This window comes from Exiguobacterium sp. QJM3NY_9 (assembly GCF_056173545.1).
Genome location: NZ_CM149679.1, coordinates 1,488,551 through 1,510,924 on the forward strand (window position 1 = coordinate 1,488,551; position 22,374 = coordinate 1,510,924).

Annotated in this window: 29 protein-coding genes and 1 pseudogene; 16 read left to right on the forward strand and 14 right to left on the reverse strand. The window is 50.0% G+C overall.

The window, feature by feature from the left end; all coding sequences use genetic code 11:
- Positions 1-71: 71 nt before the first annotated feature.
- Positions 72-254, reverse strand: coding sequence for a type II toxin-antitoxin system RelE family toxin (locus AC0VYQ_RS07640; RefSeq protein ID WP_475404747.1), 183 nt, complete (start codon positions 252-254; stop codon positions 72-74).
- Between the two features lie 312 nt (positions 255-566).
- Between AC0VYQ_RS07640 and AC0VYQ_RS07645 the strand changes: the two genes are divergently transcribed.
- Positions 567-1,172, forward strand: a complete 606-nt coding sequence (locus AC0VYQ_RS07645; protein WP_475404696.1) for a GNAT family N-acetyltransferase — start codon at positions 567-569, stop codon at positions 1,170-1,172.
- A gap of 46 nt (positions 1,173-1,218) precedes the next feature.
- Here AC0VYQ_RS07645 and AC0VYQ_RS07650 read toward each other — a convergent pair whose 3' ends face one another.
- From AC0VYQ_RS07650 to AC0VYQ_RS07660, 3 genes and pseudogenes are all read right to left on the reverse strand, one after another.
- Complete coding sequence (locus AC0VYQ_RS07650) at positions 1,219-1,878, reverse strand: hypothetical protein (RefSeq protein ID WP_475404697.1); 660 nt, start codon at positions 1,876-1,878, stop codon at positions 1,219-1,221.
- 102 nt (positions 1,879-1,980) lie between these two features.
- Complete coding sequence (locus AC0VYQ_RS07655; protein ID WP_475404698.1) at positions 1,981-2,532, reverse strand: MFS transporter; 552 nt, start codon at positions 2,530-2,532, stop codon at positions 1,981-1,983.
- Between the two features lie 124 nt (positions 2,533-2,656).
- Positions 2,657-3,259, reverse strand: a pseudogene (locus AC0VYQ_RS07660) (MFS transporter); the annotation flags it as partial.
- 77 nt (positions 3,260-3,336) lie between these two features.
- Here AC0VYQ_RS07660 and AC0VYQ_RS07665 point away from each other — a divergent pair.
- Positions 3,337-4,269: an NAD(P)-dependent alcohol dehydrogenase gene (locus AC0VYQ_RS07665; protein ID WP_475404699.1), complete on the forward strand. Its 933-nt coding sequence runs from the start codon at positions 3,337-3,339 to the stop codon at positions 4,267-4,269.
- Between the two features lie 109 nt (positions 4,270-4,378).
- Here the strand turns inward: AC0VYQ_RS07665 and AC0VYQ_RS07670 are convergent, their stop codons facing one another.
- Positions 4,379-4,900: a dihydrofolate reductase family protein gene (locus AC0VYQ_RS07670; protein ID WP_214765958.1), complete on the reverse strand. Its 522-nt coding sequence runs from the start codon at positions 4,898-4,900 to the stop codon at positions 4,379-4,381.
- An 85-nt stretch (positions 4,901-4,985) separates the two neighbouring features.
- On the opposite strand from AC0VYQ_RS07670, the gene AC0VYQ_RS07675 reads away from it, so the two are divergent.
- Together AC0VYQ_RS07675 and AC0VYQ_RS07680 are read left to right on the forward strand one after the other, a co-directional pair.
- Positions 4,986-5,873 (forward strand): helix-turn-helix transcriptional regulator, encoded by an 888-nt coding sequence (locus AC0VYQ_RS07675; protein WP_475404700.1) that lies wholly within the window; start codon positions 4,986-4,988, stop codon positions 5,871-5,873.
- Between the two features lie 83 nt (positions 5,874-5,956).
- Complete coding sequence (locus tag AC0VYQ_RS07680; RefSeq protein ID WP_214811596.1) at positions 5,957-7,969, forward strand: Na+/H+ antiporter; 2,013 nt, start codon at positions 5,957-5,959, stop codon at positions 7,967-7,969.
- Positions 7,970-8,015: 46 nt separating this feature from the next.
- Here AC0VYQ_RS07680 and AC0VYQ_RS07685 read toward each other — a convergent pair whose 3' ends face one another.
- On the reverse strand, positions 8,016-9,431 hold the full coding sequence (locus tag AC0VYQ_RS07685) for an NAD-dependent succinate-semialdehyde dehydrogenase (protein ID WP_475404701.1): 1,416 nt from the start codon (positions 9,429-9,431) through the stop codon (positions 8,016-8,018).
- A gap of 183 nt (positions 9,432-9,614) precedes the next feature.
- On the reverse strand, positions 9,615-10,382 hold the full coding sequence (locus tag AC0VYQ_RS07690) for an SDR family NAD(P)-dependent oxidoreductase (RefSeq protein WP_475404702.1): 768 nt from the start codon (positions 10,380-10,382) through the stop codon (positions 9,615-9,617).
- A gap of 125 nt (positions 10,383-10,507) precedes the next feature.
- On the opposite strand from AC0VYQ_RS07690, the gene AC0VYQ_RS07695 reads away from it, so the two are divergent.
- Both AC0VYQ_RS07695 and AC0VYQ_RS07700 read left to right on the forward strand, forming a co-directional pair.
- Entirely contained in the window at positions 10,508-11,143 is a 636-nt protein-coding gene (locus tag AC0VYQ_RS07695; RefSeq protein WP_475404703.1) for a hypothetical protein, read from the forward strand.
- 49 nt (positions 11,144-11,192) lie between these two features.
- Positions 11,193-11,624 carry a DUF4362 domain-containing protein gene (locus tag AC0VYQ_RS07700; protein WP_214804667.1) on the forward strand — a complete coding sequence of 144 codons (432 nt, stop codon included), beginning with the start codon at positions 11,193-11,195 and terminating at the stop codon, positions 11,622-11,624.
- A 1-nt stretch (position 11,625) separates the two neighbouring features.
- On the opposite strand, the gene AC0VYQ_RS07705 is transcribed toward AC0VYQ_RS07700, so the two are convergent.
- The 3 genes from AC0VYQ_RS07705 to AC0VYQ_RS07715 form a co-directional block, all read right to left on the reverse strand.
- A complete protein-coding gene (locus AC0VYQ_RS07705) occupies positions 11,626-11,994 on the reverse strand; it encodes a hypothetical protein (RefSeq protein ID WP_475404704.1) in 369 nt (122 codons plus the stop codon).
- A 92-nt stretch (positions 11,995-12,086) separates the two neighbouring features.
- Positions 12,087-12,953: an NAD-dependent epimerase/dehydratase family protein gene (locus AC0VYQ_RS07710; protein ID WP_475404705.1), complete on the reverse strand. Its 867-nt coding sequence runs from the start codon at positions 12,951-12,953 to the stop codon at positions 12,087-12,089.
- Positions 12,954-12,975: 22 nt separating this feature from the next.
- On the reverse strand, positions 12,976-13,272 hold the full coding sequence (locus AC0VYQ_RS07715; RefSeq protein WP_475404706.1) for a hypothetical protein: 297 nt from the start codon (positions 13,270-13,272) through the stop codon (positions 12,976-12,978).
- A 90-nt stretch (positions 13,273-13,362) separates the two neighbouring features.
- Here AC0VYQ_RS07715 and AC0VYQ_RS07720 point away from each other — a divergent pair, with 90 nt between their 5' ends.
- Complete coding sequence (locus AC0VYQ_RS07720) at positions 13,363-14,010, forward strand: hypothetical protein (RefSeq protein ID WP_475404707.1); 648 nt, start codon at positions 13,363-13,365, stop codon at positions 14,008-14,010.
- A 4-nt stretch (positions 14,011-14,014) separates the two neighbouring features.
- Here AC0VYQ_RS07720 and AC0VYQ_RS07725 read toward each other — a convergent pair whose 3' ends face one another.
- A complete protein-coding gene (locus AC0VYQ_RS07725) occupies positions 14,015-14,500 on the reverse strand; it encodes an NUDIX hydrolase (protein WP_475404708.1) in 486 nt (161 codons plus the stop codon).
- A 17-nt stretch (positions 14,501-14,517) separates the two neighbouring features.
- Complete coding sequence (locus AC0VYQ_RS07730; protein WP_475404709.1) at positions 14,518-15,048, reverse strand: hypothetical protein; 531 nt, start codon at positions 15,046-15,048, stop codon at positions 14,518-14,520.
- Positions 15,049-15,124: 76 nt separating this feature from the next.
- Here AC0VYQ_RS07730 and AC0VYQ_RS07735 point away from each other — a divergent pair, with 76 nt between their 5' ends.
- The 6 genes from AC0VYQ_RS07735 (at position 15,125) to AC0VYQ_RS07760 (ending at position 18,044) form a co-directional block, all read left to right on the forward strand.
- A complete protein-coding gene (locus tag AC0VYQ_RS07735) occupies positions 15,125-15,304 on the forward strand; it encodes a hypothetical protein (RefSeq protein ID WP_475404710.1) in 180 nt (59 codons plus the stop codon).
- Positions 15,305-15,539: 235 nt separating this feature from the next.
- The gene (locus AC0VYQ_RS07740; RefSeq protein WP_475404711.1) at positions 15,540-15,782 is read left to right on the forward strand and encodes a hypothetical protein; all 243 of its coding nucleotides are present in this window, start codon (positions 15,540-15,542) and stop codon (positions 15,780-15,782) included.
- A 12-nt stretch (positions 15,783-15,794) separates the two neighbouring features.
- Positions 15,795-16,301, forward strand: coding sequence for a GNAT family N-acetyltransferase (locus tag AC0VYQ_RS07745; protein WP_475404712.1), 507 nt, complete (start codon positions 15,795-15,797; stop codon positions 16,299-16,301).
- 186 nt (positions 16,302-16,487) lie between these two features.
- Positions 16,488-16,925 (forward strand): NUDIX domain-containing protein, encoded by a 438-nt coding sequence (locus AC0VYQ_RS07750; protein WP_475404713.1) that lies wholly within the window; start codon positions 16,488-16,490, stop codon positions 16,923-16,925.
- A 16-nt stretch (positions 16,926-16,941) separates the two neighbouring features.
- Positions 16,942-17,409, forward strand: coding sequence for a GNAT family N-acetyltransferase (locus AC0VYQ_RS07755; RefSeq protein WP_214894305.1), 468 nt, complete (start codon positions 16,942-16,944; stop codon positions 17,407-17,409).
- Between the two features lie 272 nt (positions 17,410-17,681).
- On the forward strand, positions 17,682-18,044 hold the full coding sequence (locus AC0VYQ_RS07760; RefSeq protein ID WP_475404714.1) for a YciI family protein: 363 nt from the start codon (positions 17,682-17,684) through the stop codon (positions 18,042-18,044).
- 109 nt (positions 18,045-18,153) lie between these two features.
- Here the strand turns inward: AC0VYQ_RS07760 and AC0VYQ_RS07765 are convergent, their stop codons facing one another.
- Positions 18,154-19,011: a LysR family transcriptional regulator gene (locus tag AC0VYQ_RS07765; RefSeq protein ID WP_475404715.1), complete on the reverse strand. Its 858-nt coding sequence runs from the start codon at positions 19,009-19,011 to the stop codon at positions 18,154-18,156.
- A 147-nt stretch (positions 19,012-19,158) separates the two neighbouring features.
- Between AC0VYQ_RS07765 and AC0VYQ_RS07770 the strand changes: the two genes are divergently transcribed.
- Complete coding sequence (locus AC0VYQ_RS07770; RefSeq protein WP_475404716.1) at positions 19,159-19,509, forward strand: ArsR/SmtB family transcription factor; 351 nt, start codon at positions 19,159-19,161, stop codon at positions 19,507-19,509.
- Positions 19,502-20,017, forward strand: coding sequence for an SRPBCC family protein (locus AC0VYQ_RS07775; protein WP_251137243.1), 516 nt, complete (start codon positions 19,502-19,504; stop codon positions 20,015-20,017). Before AC0VYQ_RS07770 ends, AC0VYQ_RS07775 begins: the two co-directional genes overlap by 8 nt.
- A gap of 51 nt (positions 20,018-20,068) precedes the next feature.
- Here AC0VYQ_RS07775 and AC0VYQ_RS07780 read toward each other — a convergent pair whose 3' ends face one another.
- The gene (locus tag AC0VYQ_RS07780; RefSeq protein WP_088837067.1) at positions 20,069-20,722 is read right to left on the reverse strand and encodes a homing endonuclease associated repeat-containing protein; all 654 of its coding nucleotides are present in this window, start codon (positions 20,720-20,722) and stop codon (positions 20,069-20,071) included.
- Between the two features lie 228 nt (positions 20,723-20,950).
- Here AC0VYQ_RS07780 and AC0VYQ_RS07785 point away from each other — a divergent pair, with 228 nt between their 5' ends.
- The gene (locus tag AC0VYQ_RS07785) at positions 20,951-22,246 is read left to right on the forward strand and encodes a protoglobin domain-containing protein (protein WP_475404717.1); all 1,296 of its coding nucleotides are present in this window, start codon (positions 20,951-20,953) and stop codon (positions 22,244-22,246) included.
- The last annotated feature ends 128 nt before the right edge of the window (positions 22,247-22,374 follow it).

The window sequence follows — 22,374 nt, forward strand, 5'->3', positions numbered from 1 at the left end:
AATGATGTGGACTTCTTTTTATATTAACTAAGCTGTTTGCTACGTTAACTAGTCAGTATTCTTCGTAACGATCATTTATAGATGTCCCAACGATGACCAACTTCAAGAATCAAAATCACTATTTTCTTCTCTTGGATGTCAGCAATTAGACGATATTCACCGATGCGAAAGCACCATTCTCCGGAGCGCTTCATCCAACAAATTATCTTCTTCCTTAAATGATTCAGTCGTCTTACTTTGGTTGATCCATCGATTAAATGCTTAAGGCGTCAAGTCATATTTTTCAAATGATGCCATTGCGTGGTTTCCATTCAAATGAAGTTGAACCAGCTGTTGTTTGAATGAATCGGTAAAGATTCTTCGTTCCCACTTATTCATGAAGGTGATTCTCCTGCTTTATTTGAGGATAACCCCCTTGAAAATTAGATTGAATATACTGCATATTATTTCCAATTTAAAAATAATGTTCCTGTATGATTAGAAATGAAAAAGCGAAAACAAATAAAATATGTATAGATTTGAAACTTTATTTGTATATAATGTAAAAAAGAAACGAGGGATACTTGATGACAACTGAACAATTTTACAAGATGTTACCAACACTTGAAACGGACCGTCTGCTGTTACGGCCGATGCGCCGGGAGGACGTAGACGATTTGTTCGCCTATACCCAGGACGAGGAGACGGCGCGTTACGTGACGTGGAATGCAAATCAGACGGTAGATCAGGCGCAGCAATTCCTGACGCACGTCCTGTCGAACTACGAACAGGGGAAACAGGCACCTTGGGCAATGGAATGGAAGGCGACGGGACAGATGATCGGCACAATCGATTTCATTCATCTGCTGCTGGATGAGAACAAACAAGCAGAACTTGGGTACGCCTTATCGCGGCAATTTTGGGGAAAAGGCATCGTCACGGAAGCCGTGGAACGGGTGCTGGACTTCGGTTTTGAGGCGTTACAGCTGGAACGGATTCAGGCACGGTGCATGGAGCCGAACGTCGGTTCAGCACGGGTGATGGAAAAAGTCGGGATGACGTACGAAGGCACGTTACGCCGCTTGATTTTCATCAAAGGGACGTTTCACGATGTTAAGATGTACTCCATTTTACGGGATGAGTACGTGACGCAACGTCAGGCAGCGGGACAGAACGAAAAACAACATCAATAAGCGAATGAAGCCCCCAGCCGTTTTGAATAGGTTGGGGACTTTTTGATTACGTTCTGTTTTCAATCAACGAATCGATGACGTTAACCGTTTTCGTGACCGTATCGAGAATCCGTGTCCGTCGATCGTCTTTTGACAGGAAAATTGCTTCGCCGGTCGCGTCGAACGCAAACGCCGTCGGAATCGAAAAACCGCAGTTGCGGTAAGACCCGTCGGCATGACTCGTCCCGATGACGATGGCGGATTGCTGACGGCTGATGCGCGCTGCTTCGCCGGACCACTCGGCATACTGTTCCGGACTGAACATCCCGACGCCAATCGGATTGAAAATCACTTCAACGGTATCGTTCTTCAGCCCATCGAGTCCTAAGAAGATTTCGCGACAGAGCAAGTAACCATACCGTTGTCCATCATCGTCGACGGTCGACGGTTGATAGAGTGGACCAGCTTCCGGCGTTTTCGCCCGATCAAGGAGGATTTCCCCATGTTCGTTAATGATCAATGCCCGGTCTAACCGATCGGCGTCCCGGTACCCGGTGACGATCATCGTCGTATACTGTTTTGCAAGTTGACAGAGCGTCACGAGATCTGTCTGCCGGCAGTAGCCTTCCGGATACAACACGATGTCAATGTCAGGGTAGGCGGTAATGTCTCGTCGTAACTGTTGTAAGTCTGTTTCTTGTTTCGGTTGTCCAATCAAAATGTGCATGTGGCATTCGCTCCGTTCGTATCATGGTCTAATAAATCTATGTAGCTGACTTGATTTTAGCATGATTTTCCAATTGCCGAAGAGGAAGTCATGCTGTCTGGTTTAGGAAATGTGTTTCGCCGGCAAATCTTCTTTAAAAAATAGTTGTTTACCCGGCAGGAGGACAGCGATGCTTTGAAGCAGACTCAGCCCGACCAACAGACAGGCGGCCGTCAACACGGTGAAGCGGAGCGGGAACAGGTCACCCGTAAAACCGACGAATAAAATCAACACGATGTGGAGCATGCTTTGCCCAAGTCCATAAAGGCTCGTAACCCGACCCATCAATTCATCCGGCACATTGTTTTGATAAAACGTCATAAAGCCGGTCCCGGAAAAGGCGTTAAAAAAGCCGAGCAAGATGAAGCCGGTCGCGACGAGTAAAAAAGAAGTGGCCGTCGCATAGATCAAGTAGCCGAGTGCGACGAACAGGTATCCGCTGACGAGCAACGTTTTAAGCGACAGGCGACGCGAGAAGCGGGCGACGGTCAGTCCGCCGAGCACGGAACCGATGCCCGTCAAGCTGATCAATAGTCCATAATCGGTTACCGATAGTCCGACGACGGTCTGCAGAAAAACGACTTCCTGTGCGTCCATCGCAAGCGCGAGGCTCATCGTCAACAATCCGATGACGTAAATCACGATGATAAACCGGTTCGACCCGACTGAATCGGGCGACGGTGCGCCAGTCCGCTACGACGTCGGTGAATCGTAATTTCTCGACAGTGGGTGGACGGGGAACGGAGGGCAGGAAAGCTAGTAGAACCCCGGAAACGACAAACGAGCCGGCATTGATCCAAATCGCGACATCGGTGGTCGCGACGAGTAACAGCAGACCGGCTAAAGCCGGACCAATCAAAAAGGCACTCGACGTGATGAGACCCCGATAGGCATTAAACGTTTTCCGACCGGTGTCCGGCACGAGTTGTGTCAGGTAGGTCGTCGCAGCAGGCTCAAAAAACGCTTTGACAAGGGCGAGGGCGAACAGCGTCAGATAAATCAACGGCAGTGTCGACAGGAACGGAATCAGCGCGACGAGCAACGCCCGGATGAAGTCCGTCCCGATCAACCACCTGCGTACATCGACCCGGTCAATCAGGCTGCCGGCCCAAAATTTCGTGAACAGGGCAGCAAACGGACCGATGATCCAGAGTCCGGCGACAGCGGTGGCGGAGCCGGTCAGTTGATAGAGGTAGACATTGATTGCGACAAGGTAAATAAAGTCACCGAATTGCGAAATGCCGAATGAAGCTAGGAGCGTCGTAGCACGAGACAAGGGGAATCCACCTACTTTCTGTAGACATATATTACCAATAGTATATCGGAGGATCACAGGGTTCACAATGCCTGAATCGTGCAGGTTTTTTGTACCGATCTGTCGTATTACTTAAGTAACAAATAAGCTCGAGGAGGGGTACGATGAGAGCCGTCATTTGTACTGCATATGGTCCGCCGGATGTACTGAAGCTGCGAGAAGTGAAACAGCCTGTCCCGAAAGCATCTGAGTTGCTGATAAAAGTCCATGCCTCCGCCGTGCATTCAGGTGATCGTCGTCTGCGGGCACTCGATGTACCGGCAGCAGGAAAACTTCCAATGCGTGTCGTCATCGGGTTTAAAGCACCGAGACAGCCAATTTTAGGGGTTGTCTTAGCCGGCGAAGTCGTCGCGACAGGCAATCGTGTCCAGGATTTTAAAGTCGGCGACCGTGTCTATGCCCTGACCGGGATGCGCTTTGGTGGTTACGCTGAGTATGCCTGTATCAAGGAAACCAGCTGTGTCGGGCAGATGCCGCGTAATGCAAGCTTCACGGAAGCAGCCAGTCTTCCGTTTGGCGGAACGACCGTCCTCCACTTTTTCCGGAAGCTGAACCTTAAGCAGGCGAAAACGATCTTGATTTACGGAGCCTCGGGCGCCGTCGGTTCGCTTGCCGTCCAAATCGCCAAACAATACGGACTTCATGTGACGGCGGTCTGCAGCGGACGGCACGTTGAGTTGGTGGAAAGTCTTGGCGCGGATGTTGTCGTCGACTATACAGCAGAAGGATATGATGCGCACCTGACGACGTATGACGCAGTATTTGACGCGTCCGGAAAGGTGGAGAAACGAGCCGCACGTAAGCACGTCGGAGCGAAAGGGGCGTTTCGTTCAGTCGCCGGACAAGGCGTCGCGCGGGCGCTGAAAAAAGATTTGATACTACTGAATGAGTGGTTTGAAACTGGGAAGATCAAAGCGGTCATCGATACGGTATATTCGCTCGAAGAGATCGTCGCTGCCCACCGTTACGTCGATTCCGGGCGGAAATACGGCAATGTCATCGTGTCGGTCGTGGAGGATTCCGGTAAAACGGATTAGATGCCACATCGTCATGACGGACACCGTCGGACTGACGCAAAAAACAAAGTAGAACAAAAAACACCTTTGCCTGCAGCGTTTCAAAGGTGTTTTTTGTCTGCGTGAAACGTCATTTCAAGACATCATACGTCGCCATGATGAACTGACCGGACGGACGACAGCCGGTCAGCCGGAACCGTGTCTCAAGCGTCCCTTCCGGAAACAGTGGAATCCCGCTGCCGAGGACGACCGGCGCGATCGCCAGTTCGAGCTGGTCAATCAATTGTAACCGTAAGGCTTCCTGAATCAACTCACCGCCGCCGACGAGCCAAATCTTGCCGTTGATGGTCGGACTAATCCGGTCAATCAACACATCGAGTGGCTCATTCGTGTAGGTCGCGTATTCGGACTGTTGATCGTTCTGCCGGGTCAACACGTAGTTCTCGAGTCCACTGTACGGATAGTCCTCACTGAGGACCAAGACTTCGTCAAAGGTTTTTCGACCCATGATGACGGCATCGACGTCTTCCATGAACGCCGCGTACCCATTATCACCGTCCCCTTCGACAGCGAACAGCCAATCGAGCGAGTCATTTGATCGGGCAATCTTTCCATCGAGACTACAGGCGATATATAAAACGGTTTTAGTCATCAATAACTCCTCCTTTTGTTCGAGCTATCTCTAGTCTACGCTATAATTATGACAAAAGATGTCGTAATTAGAGAGGGGATTTTGTATGAAAGGTCGCCATTTGAAACTGATGCGTCTGCTTAATCGGCAACAGCTGTTGACGGCGCGGGAACTGGCGGAAGCGTGCGGCGTCTCGTTACGGACGATTCAACGGGACGTACTCGAACTTGAAGCAAACGGATATCCGATTTACAGCGAGCGGGGAGCAGGGGGCGGATACCGGGTCCTGCCGAACCGTTTGCTGCCGCCACTTGCCTTACGGGAACAGGAAGCGATCACTTTATTTTTAATGCTCGACTGGGTCGGTCAAATTCCCGATCTGCCGTTCGGTCCGTTACGGGGGGATCTTGCTGAATGGTATCTCCAGGAACTGCCGCCGGACCTTGAAGCGAAGATGGACCGCCTGAAAGGACGGGTCCGTTTTGCCCGACCTGATACCCCACCATCCCCGTTGACGCGGGATGTGTTGCGATTGTTGGAAGCGGAAGTCAAAGGGGAAATCACTTACCGGACGACAAACGGACGACGGACGATTTTGATTGATCCGATCGGTTTAACGTTTGAACGCAATCGCTGGTATCTGCTCGCCGAGACAGAGCGGGGATTGCGGCAGTACCGGGTCGACCGGATGGAGCAGGTCTTACCGACGACCATCCCGTCCGGATTGATGACGTTCGAGGAGGCAGAACGTCAGGGGAAGTCAGGTGAACAGGTGACGGTCCGACTAGAAGTTTCGTCACTCGGGGAACGGTTGCTTGAAGGGATTTTACCGCTGAACGCACAACGGACGTGGTCCGTTCCGGTGGCGGAGTTACCGTTTCTCGGACGCCAGTTGTTTGGACTGGGCGAAAACGTTCAGGTCCTTGAACCGTCATCACTAAAGGAAGATATCCTGAAACAGGCGAGAGCGTTGCTCGCGTCCTATGATGCCTGAAAAAAGGAGTGATTCTCCTATGCCAGCAAGAAATTATGGTACGATAAAACTAGAGAAAAGTGAAAGAATGGAAGTGATTTACTATGGAAACGTTATCATTAATTTTATTGTTACTGGCTTTAATTTTGTTGACGAACGTCATCGGACATTACATCCGTTTTATTCCGACGGCCCTGATTCAAATCATCGTCGGTACGCTCGTTGCCTTATCAATCAAAGAACTGTCGATTGAAGTCGAATCGGAATGGTTTTTACTGTTGTTCATCGCTCCCTTACTGTACAACGACAGCTCGCATTTTCCGCGGGAACAACTATGGAAGATGCGCGGGGCGATTCTCGGCAACGCCATCGTGCTCGTCTTATTGACGACCGTGATCGGCGGATACTTCATCCACTGGATGTTGCCGGTCATTCCGCTCGCTGCCGCTTTTGCGTTAGCCGCGATTTTATCGCCGACTGACCCGGTCGCGGTCAACGGGATCGCAAAACGTGTCCGACTTCCGGAACCGATTTTAAATCTTGTCCGGGGAGAATCGTTGATTAACGATGCGTCGGGACTCGTCGCCTTTAGTTATGCCGTCACGGCCGTCATGACAGGCTATTTCTCATTACGTGAAGCTTCGTTTGAATTCGTTTATATGTTTGCTGTCGGTGCCGTCGTCGGCCTTGTCATCATCGTCGTGATGAACTGGCTGAAGATTCGGCTCCGCCGGTCAGGAATTGATGATGTCGTCTTTTATGCACTCCTGCAAATCTTGACGCCGTTCATCATCTTTTTCGTCTCGGAAGAACTGCTTCATGCGTCGGGCGTCATCGCCGTCGTCGCCGGTGGCTTACTTCATGCCTTAATTAAGGAACGGACAGAGACGTTCTTTGCCCAGGAACAAGTCTTGACGGATAACATTTGGACGATGATTGCCTATATCTTGAACGGGGTCATTTTCTTATTGCTTGGTTTGACATTGCCCGGAGCGACGCAGGCCATCTTCATTGATGACGCCATCAACAACTGGCGCTTACTCGGGTACGTCAGCTTAATCGGTCTTGTCATCCTCGGGATCCGCTTAGTCTGGACACTGTTCTTTAATTGGTTTGATCATCGCTTTCTTCGTAAAGAGGAGCAACGGCCACCTTCGTTCAAGCGCGACTTAATCACGACGCTCGTCGGCGTGCGCGGGACAATCACGATGGTCGGTGTGTTATCGCTGCCGTTTTTGACGGATGCTGGTGTTGCATTCCCGGAACGGTCGTTGATCATCTTCCTCGCGGCGGGCGTCATCATCTTTACGTTAGTGCTCGCGACGATTGCCTTACCGCTATTGAGTCCAAAAGGCTCGGTCAGCCAAACGGATCTTGACTTGAATGCTCAAAAGCAACGAATGATGTTACGGGCGATTCAGGAAGTCAAACAGGCGACGAATTCCGATAATTCCCCGGTCGCGTTTGATTTGCTGAACGAATACCATGTCATGTTGCGGTTGCTGCGTGCCGAAGAGAAGAGCGAACAGGAGCTCAACGTCTACAACGAACAGTTGAAGGAACTGCGCCTTGAAGCCGTCGCGTGGGAAACGGAATTCGTCAAAGCGTTCTTTAAGAACCATGACGTGCCGGATTTACTGAAAAAAGAAACGGTTGCCTCGATCGAACACCGGCGCCGGGCGATTCATTCCGAATCGACGGTCCGGCTCTATCAGCCGTTACGGAAGCTGATGCGAAAACGTAAACGGTTCACGTTGTCACCGGATGAATTGATTCGTCTGACTGAGATGGAACATGCTCTCTACGAACATGTCATTGGCGACATCATCGACCGGCTCGAGACGTGCCGTGACAAGTATCCGACGGAAGTCGTCCAAAGCGTCAAAGGACATTACTTCCGCCTCCGCGGCAAACATACGCAGTGGGCGTCACCGGTCGGCAGTAAGGGCGACGTCGAACAGCAAAAAGAAGAACTGTGCTTACGGGCGATTGAAGTCCAGCGGCAAGAAATTGCCGAAATGTCGAAGGAAGGGGACCTTTCTTCGGAAAAAGAAAAAGAGTTACGTCGTTTCATCCACTACATCGAAAGCGTCGTCCTCTATGAATATGTCGATTAACTAAAAAAGTCCCGCCTCTGTTGTTTCAGAAGCGGGACTTTTTGGTTTAACCGAGTGACAAGTATTTGACTTCGAGATAATCCTCGATGCCGTAGACGCCGCCTTCACGGCCGAGTCCACTTTCTTTGTAGCCGCCGAATGGTGCTTGGGCAGCTGATGGTGCGCCGTCATTCAAGCCGACGATGCCGTACTCGAGTTTTTTACCGAGTAGTAGCGCTTCATCGATTCGTTCAGAAAACGCATAAGCCGCAAGACCGTAGGGTGTGTTGTTCGCCCGTTCGATGACTTCGTCAAGTGTCTCGAAGACCGAGATCGGTGCGAGCGGACCAAATGTTTCTTCCTGCATACAAATCATGTCTTCCGTGACGTTCGCGAGAACTGTCGGTGTAACGAAGTAACCGACCGAGTCATCGATCGTACCGCCTGTTAAGATCGTTGCACCTTTCGCAACCGCGTCGTCGATGTGTGCTTTGACTTTCTCGACGGCTTTTGCGTTAATCAAGGGTCCGATCGTTGAATCGGCGTCAAGACCGTTCCCGACTTTTAGTTTGTTCACTTCCGCGACGAACTTCTCCGTGAACGCGTCGAGCACAGAGGCTTGGACGTAAAAGCGGTTCGTTGCGACGCAGGCCTGGCCGCCGTTGCGGAATTTTGAGCGGATTGCTTGTGTGACGGCTTTATCGATATCCGCGTTTTCCGTGACGATGAACGGTGCATGACCCCCGAGTTCAAGCGATAGTTTTTTCATCGTATCGGCTGCTTGACGCATGATTAATTTACCGACGGCAGTAGAGCCTGTGAACGTGATTTTGCGAACACGGCGTTCGGCTTGCCAGACACCGCTGATTGTTGCGGCGTCACCTGTTAAGACGTTGATGACACCAGCCGGGATGCCTGCTTCTTCAGCAAGTTCGACGAGGCGAAGGGCTGTGAAAGGTGTTTCTTCCGACGGTTTTAAGACGACCGTACAACCGGCTGCAAGAGCCGGGGCGAGTTTTCGTGTGATCATCGCAGCGGGGAAGTTCCACGGCGTGATCGCGGCGACGACGCCGACCGGTTCTTTTTCGACGAACAGACGTTTCCCCGGAACCGATGCCGGAATCGTTTCCCCGTATATCCGGCGTGCTTCTTCTGCATACCAGCGGACATATTGATTGCCGTAATCGACTTCACCGAGTGCTTCGACAAACGGTTTCCCTTGTTCGCGTGTCATGATGTCAGCGACTTCGTCGCGGTGTTCATTGATCAAGCGGTACCAGGCGTCGATTTTATCGGCACGTGCATCCGCCGTTAAGCTAGACCAGGTGACGAAAGCATCGCTCGCCGCGTCGACTGCCCGTAGAGCGTCATCTACCGAACTGCTTGGGACGTGCCCGAGTAATTCTTTTGTTGCCGGGTTAAAGACCGGAATCGTTTGTTCTGTTTCGTACCATTGTCCGTTCACTACATTTTTTTCAATCATGTGTTGCACCTCCATGTGTTTTCATTACGTTCCTAATTAAACACCCGGAAGGCGCATTTGTGTACTTCCGCTTTGGAGGGGGGACATAACGGAATGGAATGACTATAAAAATTAGAGAATCTATAAAAACACGACGAAAAAGGACTCACGATTTACAATCGGAAAGTCCCGTTTCGTTCCTACTTAAAACCCTTTAATCGTCATCCCACCGTCGACGAACAGTGTCTGACCGGTGATGTACGATCCGGCGTCCGACGCGAGGAAGACCGTCGGACCGACGAGTTCCGTCAGTTCACCGACCCGTCCGAGCGGTGTCACGTCGACGATGTCCTTTAAGTAGGCGGGATCCGCCAGTAACGGCTCCGTCAGCGGCGTCTTGAAATACCACGGACCAATCGCATTGACACGGATATTTTTCGGACCCCATTCGAGGGCGAGGACTTTCGTCATCTGAATCAAGGCCGCCTTCGTCGTCGCGTAGACGACACCGGTCCGCAAAGCGACGTGACCTGCGACCGAGGCGATGTTGATGATGTTGCCACCCGTGTCCTGCATCCGGCGTCCGACTTCCTGCGAAAACAGGAAGGCCGACTTCAAGTTCGTCTGTTGGATCGTCTCCCATTCGTCTTCCGTGACGTCGAGCGCTTTCGAGCGGATGTTCATCCCGGCATTGTTGACGAGCGTATCAATCCGGTCGACGAGCGTATAGGCTTTTTCGACCGTCGCGACGACTTGCGTCCGGTCGGTCACGTCACACGTCAGGACGAACGCCTGTCGTCCGAGTGCTTCAATCCGGCTTGCCGTCTCCCGTAAATCCGCTTCCGTCCGGGCGACGAGTATGACGTCAGCACCAGCTTCTGCCATCCCGATGGCAAGTGCCCGTCCGATGCCGCGTCCGGCTCCGGTCACGAGGGCTGTTGTTTGATCAAGTCGAAACGTCGGTAAGTACATCTAGCCACACATCCTATCTTAAAAAAAGTCTGTCTTTACTGTACGTCTAAATTGACTGAAAAGAAAGAAAAATGCTGTAAGTACTTAATTTTAATGTTATTATTTGGGAAAAAAGGAGGGGTGAGATGAAACGGAAAGTAGGGATAGCTATTTTGGTCGTTTGTTTTTTAGCAGCCTCTTTTCAAGTCTTCGGGCAGTATCTCTACACGACATATATTCATGAACCGGCTGACTATGCGTTTAAGTACGACATCAAACCACGTAAGCCACTCGGCTCACCAGATTTGAGGGGGAAACCTTTTCCCGCTGGTCCGATGCCTCATTTCGTTGATGTGACATTTCCGAAAGCACTCGCTTCAGTCGGCGCCATCGTGACGATCGGGCTGTTGATTTTACTGGCGTCTGTGTTGAAGAGGAAACGGAACAAACGAACGGTAAAACAAAGTGGTGATACCTCTTTTGAAGAGGAGCTGAACATCTTACCAAAACCGTCAACGTCGCCGAGTAATGATACACATTCTTACCAATCAAACAATGTCTCTGAAGTCCGTCGATTGATTCAGATATTTGACCAGCGCCTTCCCGCTTCATCTAGGCGTCGACCGGAAGAGACGATGAAGGAATGGTTAGAGCGGATCGGGCTGACAGTTGATCCGGTGCTCTATCATCTCGTACGGTACGGGGAACAGGATGAGACATTATTTAAACAGGCAGACGTCGATATACTACGGCAACAGTTGCGGCGTCATCCAGAAAATTAACGCACGGTACTGTGCGTGGTGACAGCTTATTATGGTAGGAGGCAGACAAATGGTGAAGCAACGATGGGTAGGTCTTGTTTTGGTAGTCGTTCTTGTCGGATGTGGAAAAAGTTATCCGATTGAACAAGCAATCGAAAATGGTGATATTGTAACGACGCCAAGTCGTGAGAATGTGGAACGGTTCCAGACATTTTTGAACCAAGTTGATCAAAAAGGCGAGGACAGCATCCGGATCACTTCCTACACGACAGAAGGTGACCCGATTTTTCAGGACGTCACGTATGACGGAAAACAGTTCAGTTATTCACTTGATTCGTCGCAGGATGAGTTCGGCAGCCAAGCGGACGACCGGGACGGGGAAAACTGTCAAGCGTTGAAAAAAGACCAAACAGGTGAAACGCACGTCTATCTGTTGACGGATTGTGCCGAAGGAGAAGATCATCCGTTACTCGAAGCGACGGCAGCAGAACTCGGAAAGTAAATCAGCCTTCCGGAATCGCTTCATACAAGTACGTTTGATTTTTTTCGAAAATGTAGATGACACCCGTCGTGTCGCCCCGGTACAATTTCGTTCCTGCCGGCCAGTCTGTCGCCATCCCTTCCGCTAAGGGCTCGTTTGCGGTCAATTGTTTCGTGACGGTCGCAAACGATTTGACGTCTGCCTGTGTAAGCGTCACGGGTGCATCGGATAGCTGGTAAACACGGTCTTTGATTCGGATTAAGTCGGCATCTTTGTTTTGACGGGCTTCTGCGGCGATTGTATCAGTCGTCGAAACACGTGTCGTGTCGTCGGAACAGCCGCTTAACGGGATGAGACTGACTGCGAGGGCAAGTGAGAGAATACGTTTCATAAAGTGATACCTCGTTTCTTAAGAATCGATGATTGGTTTCTTACAGTTATACGGTAAAATCAAAGGTTAGTTTTTTAAATCCTGTTTTTCCTTTAAAACAACTCAATCAATCGCTGCATCGTCTCCGAAAACGAACGAACAGGTGTGTAGCCGTGCGTCCTAATTTTATCCGTTGTGTAGAGAGGGCGTTCAACCGACCGGTCCGGCACCTGATAGGGTTTACCGGACGCCTTTATCAGTTGCATCCGAAATTCGGTCTCCGGGATGTTGGCGTCGACTGCATGAAAGATATCTCCCGGTGTTGCGCGCCGGACGGCAAGGTGAACCATCTCCGCCAAATTATCGGCGTGAACCCAGTTGACCACATCGTCCGGATGGACCCACGTGACGACTTTTGTTTCCTGCATCCGTTTGACTTGCCGGTCGCCCCAGTAAGAATTTTCTTCGGCGCAGATCGCACCGGGACGGAGGATGATGACGTCAAGTCCGTCAGCCGCATACTGTTGTAAAATCCGTTCGGACCGTACTTTCGTCAAGATGTACGGTGCCGGGTAATCGTCGCTCAGTGGCGTCGCTTCCGTTATGAGACCGCCCGTCGGTTCGCCGTAAACGGAAGTCGTCGAGATATGGAGGAACAAGGCGTGCGCGGCAAGCGCGGCAGCCGCGAGGTGTTCGACTCCGGTGACGTTCGCTGCTACGGCAAGCTCGATGTCGTCGCCGAGGTAAGCAGCACAGTGGACGACGATGTCGATGTCCTGCATCGCTGTTTCAAGCGCTGCGGCGTCCGTCAAGTCACCGAACGCGGGCGTGATCCCAAGTTGTTTGCAACGGTCGGCTTGTCCTTCGCTTCGAACGAGTCCGCGGACTTCAATTGCTTCTTCTATAAAACGGCGGGCGACCCGTGGGCCAAATGTTCCGCTGATTCCGGTGACGAGAATTCGTTTTCCTGTAATTTCCATAAGGATGACCTTCTTTCTGTCGTTAATTGCCGTGCTCAATCGTTTCGACAAGCGGCTCCTGATCCGTCCTGAAGTCAAAACGGATGACGTCATGTTTCTTTAAAGCGGATCGGTTGTCCCGCTTGCCATAAATCCGTGTTTTCCGGTCAACCGTGACTTCCGTCAACGCATAGGAGGCGTCCGGGTCCTGTTCGTCCGGTCCTAAAGAAATCTGGTCTCCTTCTATGTCGACGATGACATAGGCGTCGTCTGCCGAACAGGCACATAAAACGAATGACGTCAGGCAACTAACCAACAAGAACTGGATTTTGTATTTCAAGGATTCCACCTACACTTTCTTTAGCTAAGAAATGGCATCACGTTAAATTTTGCTCCGTATGGATATAACGCTCACTACAGGAGGAGACAGATGAGTCGATTCGTAAAAGGTATGTCATTCGGTTTTGGATTAATTCTCGGAACTACTATAATACTCGGAGTCCTCTTCATCCGGTCGATGCAACCAGACGCGGAGCAAGAAAAAATCGTCAAACGCCAAGCAGAAGCTTATCTGGAACAATATTATGAAGAGGCCGAAGTTGTAGACGTCTACTTTGACAACATGGGGAATCATGTAGCATTTGATTACGCGGCGCAAGTCATCGATCGCAAAACAGGCATTGAGTTTTTAGTCTATCTCGATCAGTCGACAAACAAAGTTGTGGATACCTATTACGTCGAACAGTGGACAGCCGACGTGGTCGCGGTCATCCAGCCGTCTGTTGGAGCGGTGTTCGGGAACGATGCGGATTATCTTGTCCATTTTGATGAAGAAAGCGTGATGGCGTTAAATCTTCAACCGGGTGCCGAGGTGGATTATCGTGATACGAAAATTCCACCGACAATCAGTATCACCCTTCACCGCAAGCAACAAGCGACTGACAAAAAGCGTTTAAACAACTTGAGTACAACACTGCAGTCAAACAACCACCTCCCGCATGGCACGATTCAAGTCGAATATGTGGATGTAGATGGTGAATTATTCGAAGGCGGGGAAGAATTGAAAGCAGTGTTTTAAAACATTACTTCAAAACAGTCCAGGCATCATACGTTTCTGCCTCGATTCCTAACTGCGCCGACCGGATCCAGTCAAAGGCTTTGAGGACGAGCGGTGATGCATTGTCAGGCGTCACATCCTGTTCCGAGACCCAGACAGCCCCGAGCGAGTCCTGTCCGTCGAACTGTTCCGGGACCGTGATGGCACCGCCGATTGCCTTGACGGTGTAGTAGACGGCGATGTGGTGGACGTCGGTGAAACTTCGCCAAAGCCACGGCAGTTTGAAGTCAATCACGCCGATGTTTTGGAGGAGTTCGATTTCGAGCCCCGTCTCCTCGCGGAATTCGCGGCGCATCGCATCGGCTAACACTTCGCCCGCTTCGAGGCTGCCTCCCGGGAGATCATAGCGATTAATGTACGGACCGCCATTTTTGTTGATGACTAATAATTGATGGTCTTTTACGAGTAAGCCATAGACGCCAAACGCGCGATGGCAGGTAGTTACTGACATATGTAACGACTCCTTTTTCAGTTGATAGTATGCTGCAAGAGGGTGATCAAGGATTGGAACAGACCGATAAGATAGTCGGTTCCCGAGAACAGGATCCAGACGGCAAGCGGGATTTCAAGACTCATCAATGCCTGCGTCCATCGGTACGTCGCTTGTCTTCTTCGTAAATAACAATCAACCGTAAAGAACAGGACGGCAGCGATCACGCTGAGGAAAGCGATAAGTGGGTTGATGATAAGAAAAACGAGACCGAACGATACATGGAGTATGCCGGAAAGGACGACTTCTTTTCTATTCTTTGCTTGGTTTCGGTAGATGAATCGACTGAATGTCTCACTCAAAATCGATGTCGTCCCACCATAAAGGAAGATGACCGGAAAGCTGTACATCAAATAGGCAGGAATACTGATGATCACGGTCGAGAGATAGCGCAGGATTGAATAACCGATATCAGCACTCGGATAAGGAACGAACAGCCCGAGTACGATTGCATATAGTGAGCCTGTAAGCGATCCGGCAATGATTTTGCGGTAAAAGACTAGAATCACGTCCATTCCTTGAGGCTATGTGTATTCAAATGAATGAATGTCCGAGTATACTAGCGATATAGGAGGTTGATTCAAATTGAAGAAAAATTATACAGTCATGTTTCTCCTGCTGTATGCTGCCGCCATCACGGGGGGACTTGGACTGAGTAACCTGTTTGACTCCGCGATGTTCGTCGGTACTGGTTTAGGGACTCTTTTCCTATTGTGTGCGATAGTATTTGTCGGAAAAAAGCAAAAGTCATCGAAGACACAGTAATTTTTAGTGCTGTGTCTTTTTTGTTAGCAGACGGGATCTCACAACAGCGACGGACTAAATCAATTGCTTTTCGTTTGATAAACATAAAGGTTCCTGACTTGAGCGATGATGAGGAACGGCATTCTATATGATTATAATTAGAAAATATCGGAATAGGAAGGAATAATTGGATTTTCTTAACAAGGAATAATGTACTTAAGGAAAAAGCGAGATGATGATGAACGGAGGACACTAGATGTTTACAAGAATCGAAAACCGACAAAAAAACGGCCTGGCGACAAACGTTACGATTACCGGAATGCTTCTTTTTGTAATCACGCAGTGGTTTTTTGTCCTGTACGTGACGATGTTCGTCCTGTATGTGTTCAGTTTCCGGGACACGTCGAAAGATCCGTTGTCTAAAACCATTGCCGTCAATACAACGGGGCTTCTGTTACTGTGGCTGCTCGTGTTTTTGTTGCAACAATTCTTGAGATGAAGAGGGGATGACATGAACATCCAACTGACGATCTGTACCGCGAAAGACATAGAAGCACTATATGCCTTTGAAATCGAAAACCGTCTCTTTTTTGAACAATCAATCCCTTCACGGGGCGACGCCTATTACTTGCCGGAGACGTTTAAGGAACGGCACGCGGCGCTCCTGCAGGAACAGCAAGACGGCAGTTCGTTTTTTTACCTGATCAAGGACGAGACCGGCACAATTCTCGGGCGGATCAATCTGGTCGACCGGAACCAAATCGAAAAAACTGCCCAACTCGGCTACCGGATTGGACAAGTCCATGCGGGAAAAGGAATCGCAAAAGAAGCCGTCCGCTTGCTACTCGGACAATGCCGGGAACACGACATTGATGAAGTCGAGGCCAAAACGACGGATGCAAACATCGCTTCACAAAAAATATTAGCGCACAACCGATTTGAGCGTACAGACAAGAAAGAAGAAGTGGAATTCAACGGTCAACGGATACAGTTGATGCATTACAGCTGGAGACGGTAAGGTGTTTTTAGCGAATTTTCCCATTGAGCGGAGTCATTTTTTAGGGGTAGTAAGTGGTCGCTCAGTCTTAGTTTCGCTTTACCTATTCGAATAATACAATTTAATAAGGCAGTTATCTTGTTTTAAATGGAATATGTTATAGTGATTAAGTTAAAAAATACCATCTGTTCATGGGGGGAGTAAGGAATGACTTTACGGAAAAATATCGTCTATAACGTCTTATTCAATGAGACGCGGGATCAGCTGTTGATGGTCAAAAACATCGGACCCTCGTATTCGTATTACACGTTACCGGGCGGGACGGTCGAGGCAGGTGAGACTTTACCGGAAGCCGCGATTCGCGAAGCGAAGGAAGAGACCGGTTTTGACGTCGAAGTCGGAGACCTGTTACACGTCAGTGAAGCCTTTTTCCCGCAAGTCGACGAACACTGCCTGTTCTTCTTTTTCACGGCGGACATCGTCGGTGGTGTCATCGGGACCGTCTTCCCGGATGAAATCGAAGACATCACATGGGTCGCGATTCCGGACGCCGTCCGCTACATGCAGCTCGAGCCGGAATATGAACACATCTTGACGAAACAACAAACGGTGCCGTATATCTTCAATGGGCAAATCACACATTAAGACGGGAGTGTACTCGATGCGAATCATCGAAACAACGGACGTCGACGTCCTGGCACGACTCAACCGGTACGTCCATGAGCCGCATGTGCGTCAGCAACCGCATCATTTTAAGCCGTACGACGTTGATGCCGTCCGTGCTTTTTTTACGAAAATCGCCGGGGAAGCGCTGTATCAGTTCCTGGTCCTCGAAGTGGAGGATGAAGCAATCGGTTACGCGTGGATTGAGTACGTCAGACGTGCTGAGAGTGCATTTAAGTTTGCTGACGCAAAAGTCCGTGTCCATCACCTCTGTATCATGGATACGAAACAGCAGAACGGCTACGGTCGCCTGTTGCTCGAAGACATTGAACGGCGGGCACGTGAGCAGGGAATACATAAGGTTGAACTCGATTACTGGATGAGCAACGACGGGGTCGATGTCTTTTACGAGCGAATCGGTTTTGAAAAAACACGGCAGGTCGTCGCGAAGTCGCTTGATTACTAATAGGAAGAAGGATCTAGGCACGGATAATATAGAATTGAATTTCATTTATGGACTGTTGCGTATCGTGGTGCTCGTCATGGCGATTCCGTCAATGGTGTACGCGCTGTATCTGTTACGCAAGATTGCAAATAAATAAGAAACCCTTTGTTTTTGTCAGGGAGACAAGGGGTTTTTGTGTTAAATAGGGGATTTAAGCGAGTAAGTCAACTCAAATCAGGGTATTTTTTTAAAGAGCGACGTGTCAGGGAAGCCTTAGAACTAGGAGGGATTGGATGTACTTTCTATTCATCGGCTATTACGATGCAGAAAAAATGAATCAGTCCTCGCAAGAAGAGCTCGATGCCGTCATGGAACGGTGTAATCCACCACTTGAAGATTTTTTTGAAAAGACGAAGGTCTTGTATGAATGGCGTCCGGGGGAAGAGACGAAACAAGCCCGGCTCCTTGATGGTCAGATTGAACGGCAGGATGGACCGGATACGCGTAAACCGGAGCAAATCGGCAGCCTGATCCTTTTTGAAGCAGATGATTTGGAGCAGGCCGTCGACTTGGCGCTGCTCCATCCGACGACGCAACTTGCGGAAGCGGAACAGTACGGCTGGCGGATGGAAGTGCGGCCGCTGCTTGATGTCTAGGAGGCTTAAGGTCAAATTGGCCACTTGCCGGGTTATATGTAAAAACAAAGCTCGACTTCCCGAAGCACAACGGAAACTCGAGCTTTGTTTTTGTGAATGAAAGATTGCTTTAATTGTGACCAATCAAACCGAGCAATGTCTTGTGATGCGTCGCGTCACGCGTCAGAAGCGATAATTCACGTTTGACATCGAACCCTGTGATCGGCAATGTCCGGATTTCCGGGGGAAGTCCGTCCTGGAAAATCTCCGGTAAGATGGCAATCCCGAGCTTAGCACGGATGAAACCGAGCACGCTTGACCCGAACTCCATTTCGGAAGCAGCCGTATAAGTGGCACCGCGCTCCTGGAACGCTGCCTTTAAGATGTTCGTCGAGTCGCAGTCGGTCGGTAACGACAGAAACGAAGTTGCCTCGATCTGGTCGAACCGGACGTCGTCGCAACCCGTAAACCGTTCATCTTCACGGTGGAAATAGAGTAAAAACTGTTCCGTATAAAGATGCGTCGACGGATACGGATGGTCGATTTTCCGGTCGTCGAGCAGGACACCGTCGTAATGGTGTTGCTCGAGTCCGGCCATCAACTCGACATACGTATGGGCCGTCTTGATTTTGAGTTCCGGACCGTTTGCCGACGGATGGAGCGCCAAGTGTTGCGGCAAGTAGGACATCGCGACACTCGGCCATGACCCGAGTGTGAACGTAACCTGCCCCTGCAATTGGTCGATTTGCCGTTGCATGTCGCTCAGTTGCGACAAAATCTGTAAGGCTTGTGCATAAACGATTTCGCCGGCCGGCGTCAAAGCGACCCCCGTCGCCGAGCGGTGAAAGACGTTTGTACCGAGATCGTGTTCTAAATTCTTAATCTGTTTACTGAGTGCCGGTTGTGTCAGATGTAACAGCTCACTCGCTTTCGTCAAACTTTTTGTTTCAGCCGTCATCTGAAATGCTTCCAACCATTCCGTTTTCATTGAAATCCCACGCTTTCTTCGTCGTTCACTGTGATTGACGATACAGCAGAACCGCTCGTGGCGACAATCAATTCGCTCAAATTTATATATTCCTCGTTTGGAATATTCCTTTTCGGGTATATATAAGGTATAGAAGAGGTGACAGCCATGACAGAACCGATGTTACAGATCATCGTCGCCTTAGCAGACGCAAACCGTCTTGCGATCGTCGACTTGTTGAAACGGGGACCGTTGACGGTCGGAGAGATTGCGGAGCGATTGAGTTTAAATCAACCGCAAGTCTCGAAACACTTGCGGACGCTACATGATGCTGAGATCGTCCAGGTAAAACCGCTCGGTAATCGGCGGATCTATCATTTGCGCCCGGAAACTTTTTTTAAGCTGACAGCGTGGAGCCGATCATTCGAACAACAAGTCGAGGAACGGATGTTACGCCTTGAATCGTATCTTTTAGAGCTGCAGGAAAAACCAACTGAAGGAGTGACGGATGATGACTGAAAAGTTGAAAACGACGCTTGACGGATCAACCTTAATCATGGAGTGGACGTTTGATGCACCGCGTGACCTGGTCTTTTCTGCATTCACAGAAAAAGATCACCTCGAGGCATGGTGGGGACCAGCCGGCTGGGAGACGGAAATCAAACAGTTCGAGTTTGTCCCGAACGGCGTTTGGCATTACTGCATGCGGTGTCTGGATCCGGCACAAGGAGACTTTTACGGGATGGAGTCATGGGGGAAAGCAATCTTCCGGAGTATCGACGCCCCGGTCCGTTATGCCCATGCCGACTATTTTTCGGACGAGGCAGGAACGATTTCTGAAACCTTACCAGGAAGCGAAAATGAGACGACATTCGAAGCGCTTGACGGAAAGACGCGGGTCATCTTCCGGTCTGACTTCGGGTCAGCGGAAGCCGTCCGTCAAGTTCTTGAGATGGGAATGAAAGAAGGGTTCACGTCACAATTAGAACGGCTTGACCACTGGTTAGCTGTCAACGTAAACACATGATAAGTCGAAGAAGGACGATCCTCGAGCGGGATGGTCCTTTTTTTACGGTCGTCACGCTTCGAAATCATGAGCTTCATAATACCGGACGGCTTCCCGCCAACTCGAAAACCGTTCAATCAATAATGTTAATGAAGGCGCATGGTGTTCGCGCGCCCACCGTGCATACGTCTGACTCGTCAAACGATCACCTAATTCGTCCGCGGCTTGCCGTAATCCATTGAGACAGTCTTCGTTCGTAAAACAGCCGTTTGAGGACAAGGCAAACTGTTCCAACGCATTTTTCCACGTCCCGTAATGGCGGATGATCGTATTGCTGCTGACCATACGACGCTCGGTCTCGCGTAAGTCGGAATAGCGTTTAATCGTCACGCGCGTCCCGTATGTCTCGACGTAATGAGCGATGCTTTGTTCCACCGTCCAGCGCTTTTTTGGTCCTGTTCCTGGTTTTGGTCGGTTCAATGTCGACAGTTCTGCCGGTGTCAGTTGTCCTTCCGTGATGACACCCGCTTCCTGCAATAAATTCGTCCAGGAGTCAAAACGCTGTTCGAGTTCTTCGAGTGGCGGGTAGGGAAGATAGGCAGCGAGCTTTTGATAATGTGCTGCTCTCATCGGCTCTGGGTGAATATGATGGAGTCCTTGAATCAAGCGGATAATTTTTTGATAATCCGTCAAATCGGGTTGAAGTGCGTGAGTGGTCTTTCGCATAGCGGAGTCTCCCTTAAAGTGGTGAAAAACTTAAATCTAGTGTAGCAGTTCGTCACGGGTTCGTTAACTAACAAAACCGTAAGATAAGGAAATAATTAATCAACGACTACGATAAGCCGATCATCCATATGATTTTGTTCTAGAAAAGAAAAAAGTGTGTTGAAAGCGTTTAATATCTGGAAAATGAACCGATACTAGGGAGGGAACGAATGACTGGGGGAATGGATGATGAAATGGTGGTCAGCGAACCGACAAGGAACCGACTTTGAGAAAGCACGTGCATCGGTCGCAAGCGAAGTCGAGCTCGAACTCGGGACAGACTTGGTGAAACAACTCCGATTGATTGATTTAACGGTCGAGGATTTACAAAACGTCCGGGTCATCCGTGATGACGTCAAAGACTGGATGCCACAGATGGTCGATGCCTTTTATGCAGAACTCGTCCGTGTGCCGGAACTCAAGCAACTGATTGAACGGCACTCGACACTTGAGCGGTTAAAAGGGACGCTCGCGACGCACATTTTACAAATGTTCGAAGGTAAAGTGACGACAGATTATATTGCGGTGCGGCAACGGATTGCCATGCGTCATGTTCAGATCGGCCTACATAATAAGTGGTACATCGCCGCTTTTCAGAATGTATTAAACGTCTTTAGCGGACAGGTCGAACGAAGTACTTGGCCGGAGCTCGAAAAGATGAAAATGTTGCGTTCTGTCGGGAAGTTATTCAATCTCGAACAACAAATCGTTTTGACGATGTATGAAGCGACTGTCGACCGGGAACGGCAGGACGTGATGGACGCGAAACAACGGATCGGTGTCGCTGTCCAAAAATCGACCGAGGAACTGGCGGCGATGAGTGAAGAATCGTCAGCGAGTTTCCAGGAGATGGAGCGGCATGCGAACAACGTTTCGATGACGACGGAGAAAATCTCTAGTCAGTTGGCAGAGGCCGTCAAAGAAGCGGAAGACGGCGGCAAACTGGTCGAAGCGGAAACACAACGCTTCGAAGCCGTCGTCACGGACATGAAGGCAACGACGGAACAAGTTGCCCAGCTCGCGTTCCTGTCGCAAGAAATCGAGCGGATCGCTGCGATGGTCACGGCAATTTCCGATCAGACGAATTTACTGAGTCTGAATGCTTCAATCGAAGCGGCACGGGCCGGTGAGATGGGGCGCGGTTTTACCGTCGTCGCTCAGGAAATCCGCAAATTAGCGGAAGAAAGTAAACGGTCAGCCGCGGAAGCGTCCGATATCGCGCAGGAAATCACGTCGAAAATGATGACGGTCTCGGGGCAGATGGCGGGAACGGAACAGTCAGTCACGCAGACGACAAGCGAACTCGCCCGTGTCGTCGCGGCCTTCACAGTGATTTCGAATCAGACGATCCATGTCTCAAAACAACTCGTCGACTTGTCGAACGATACGCAGGATGTCGCCGGAACAATCGAAGGAATGCGGACCGTCGCAGAATCGATTGCCGAGACGGCGGATGACCTGCAGGAAGTCGCAACGACGTTATGACAAAAGTGTCGCACTAAAAGGCGCAGCTCCTGCTTCGGAACTGCGCCTTACGTTTATAAAAGAGTAGCAATCAGGTGACTTCGGTATCGTGCCGGAGTCGCTTTTTTAGTGCGCTTGCATAGGTGTTT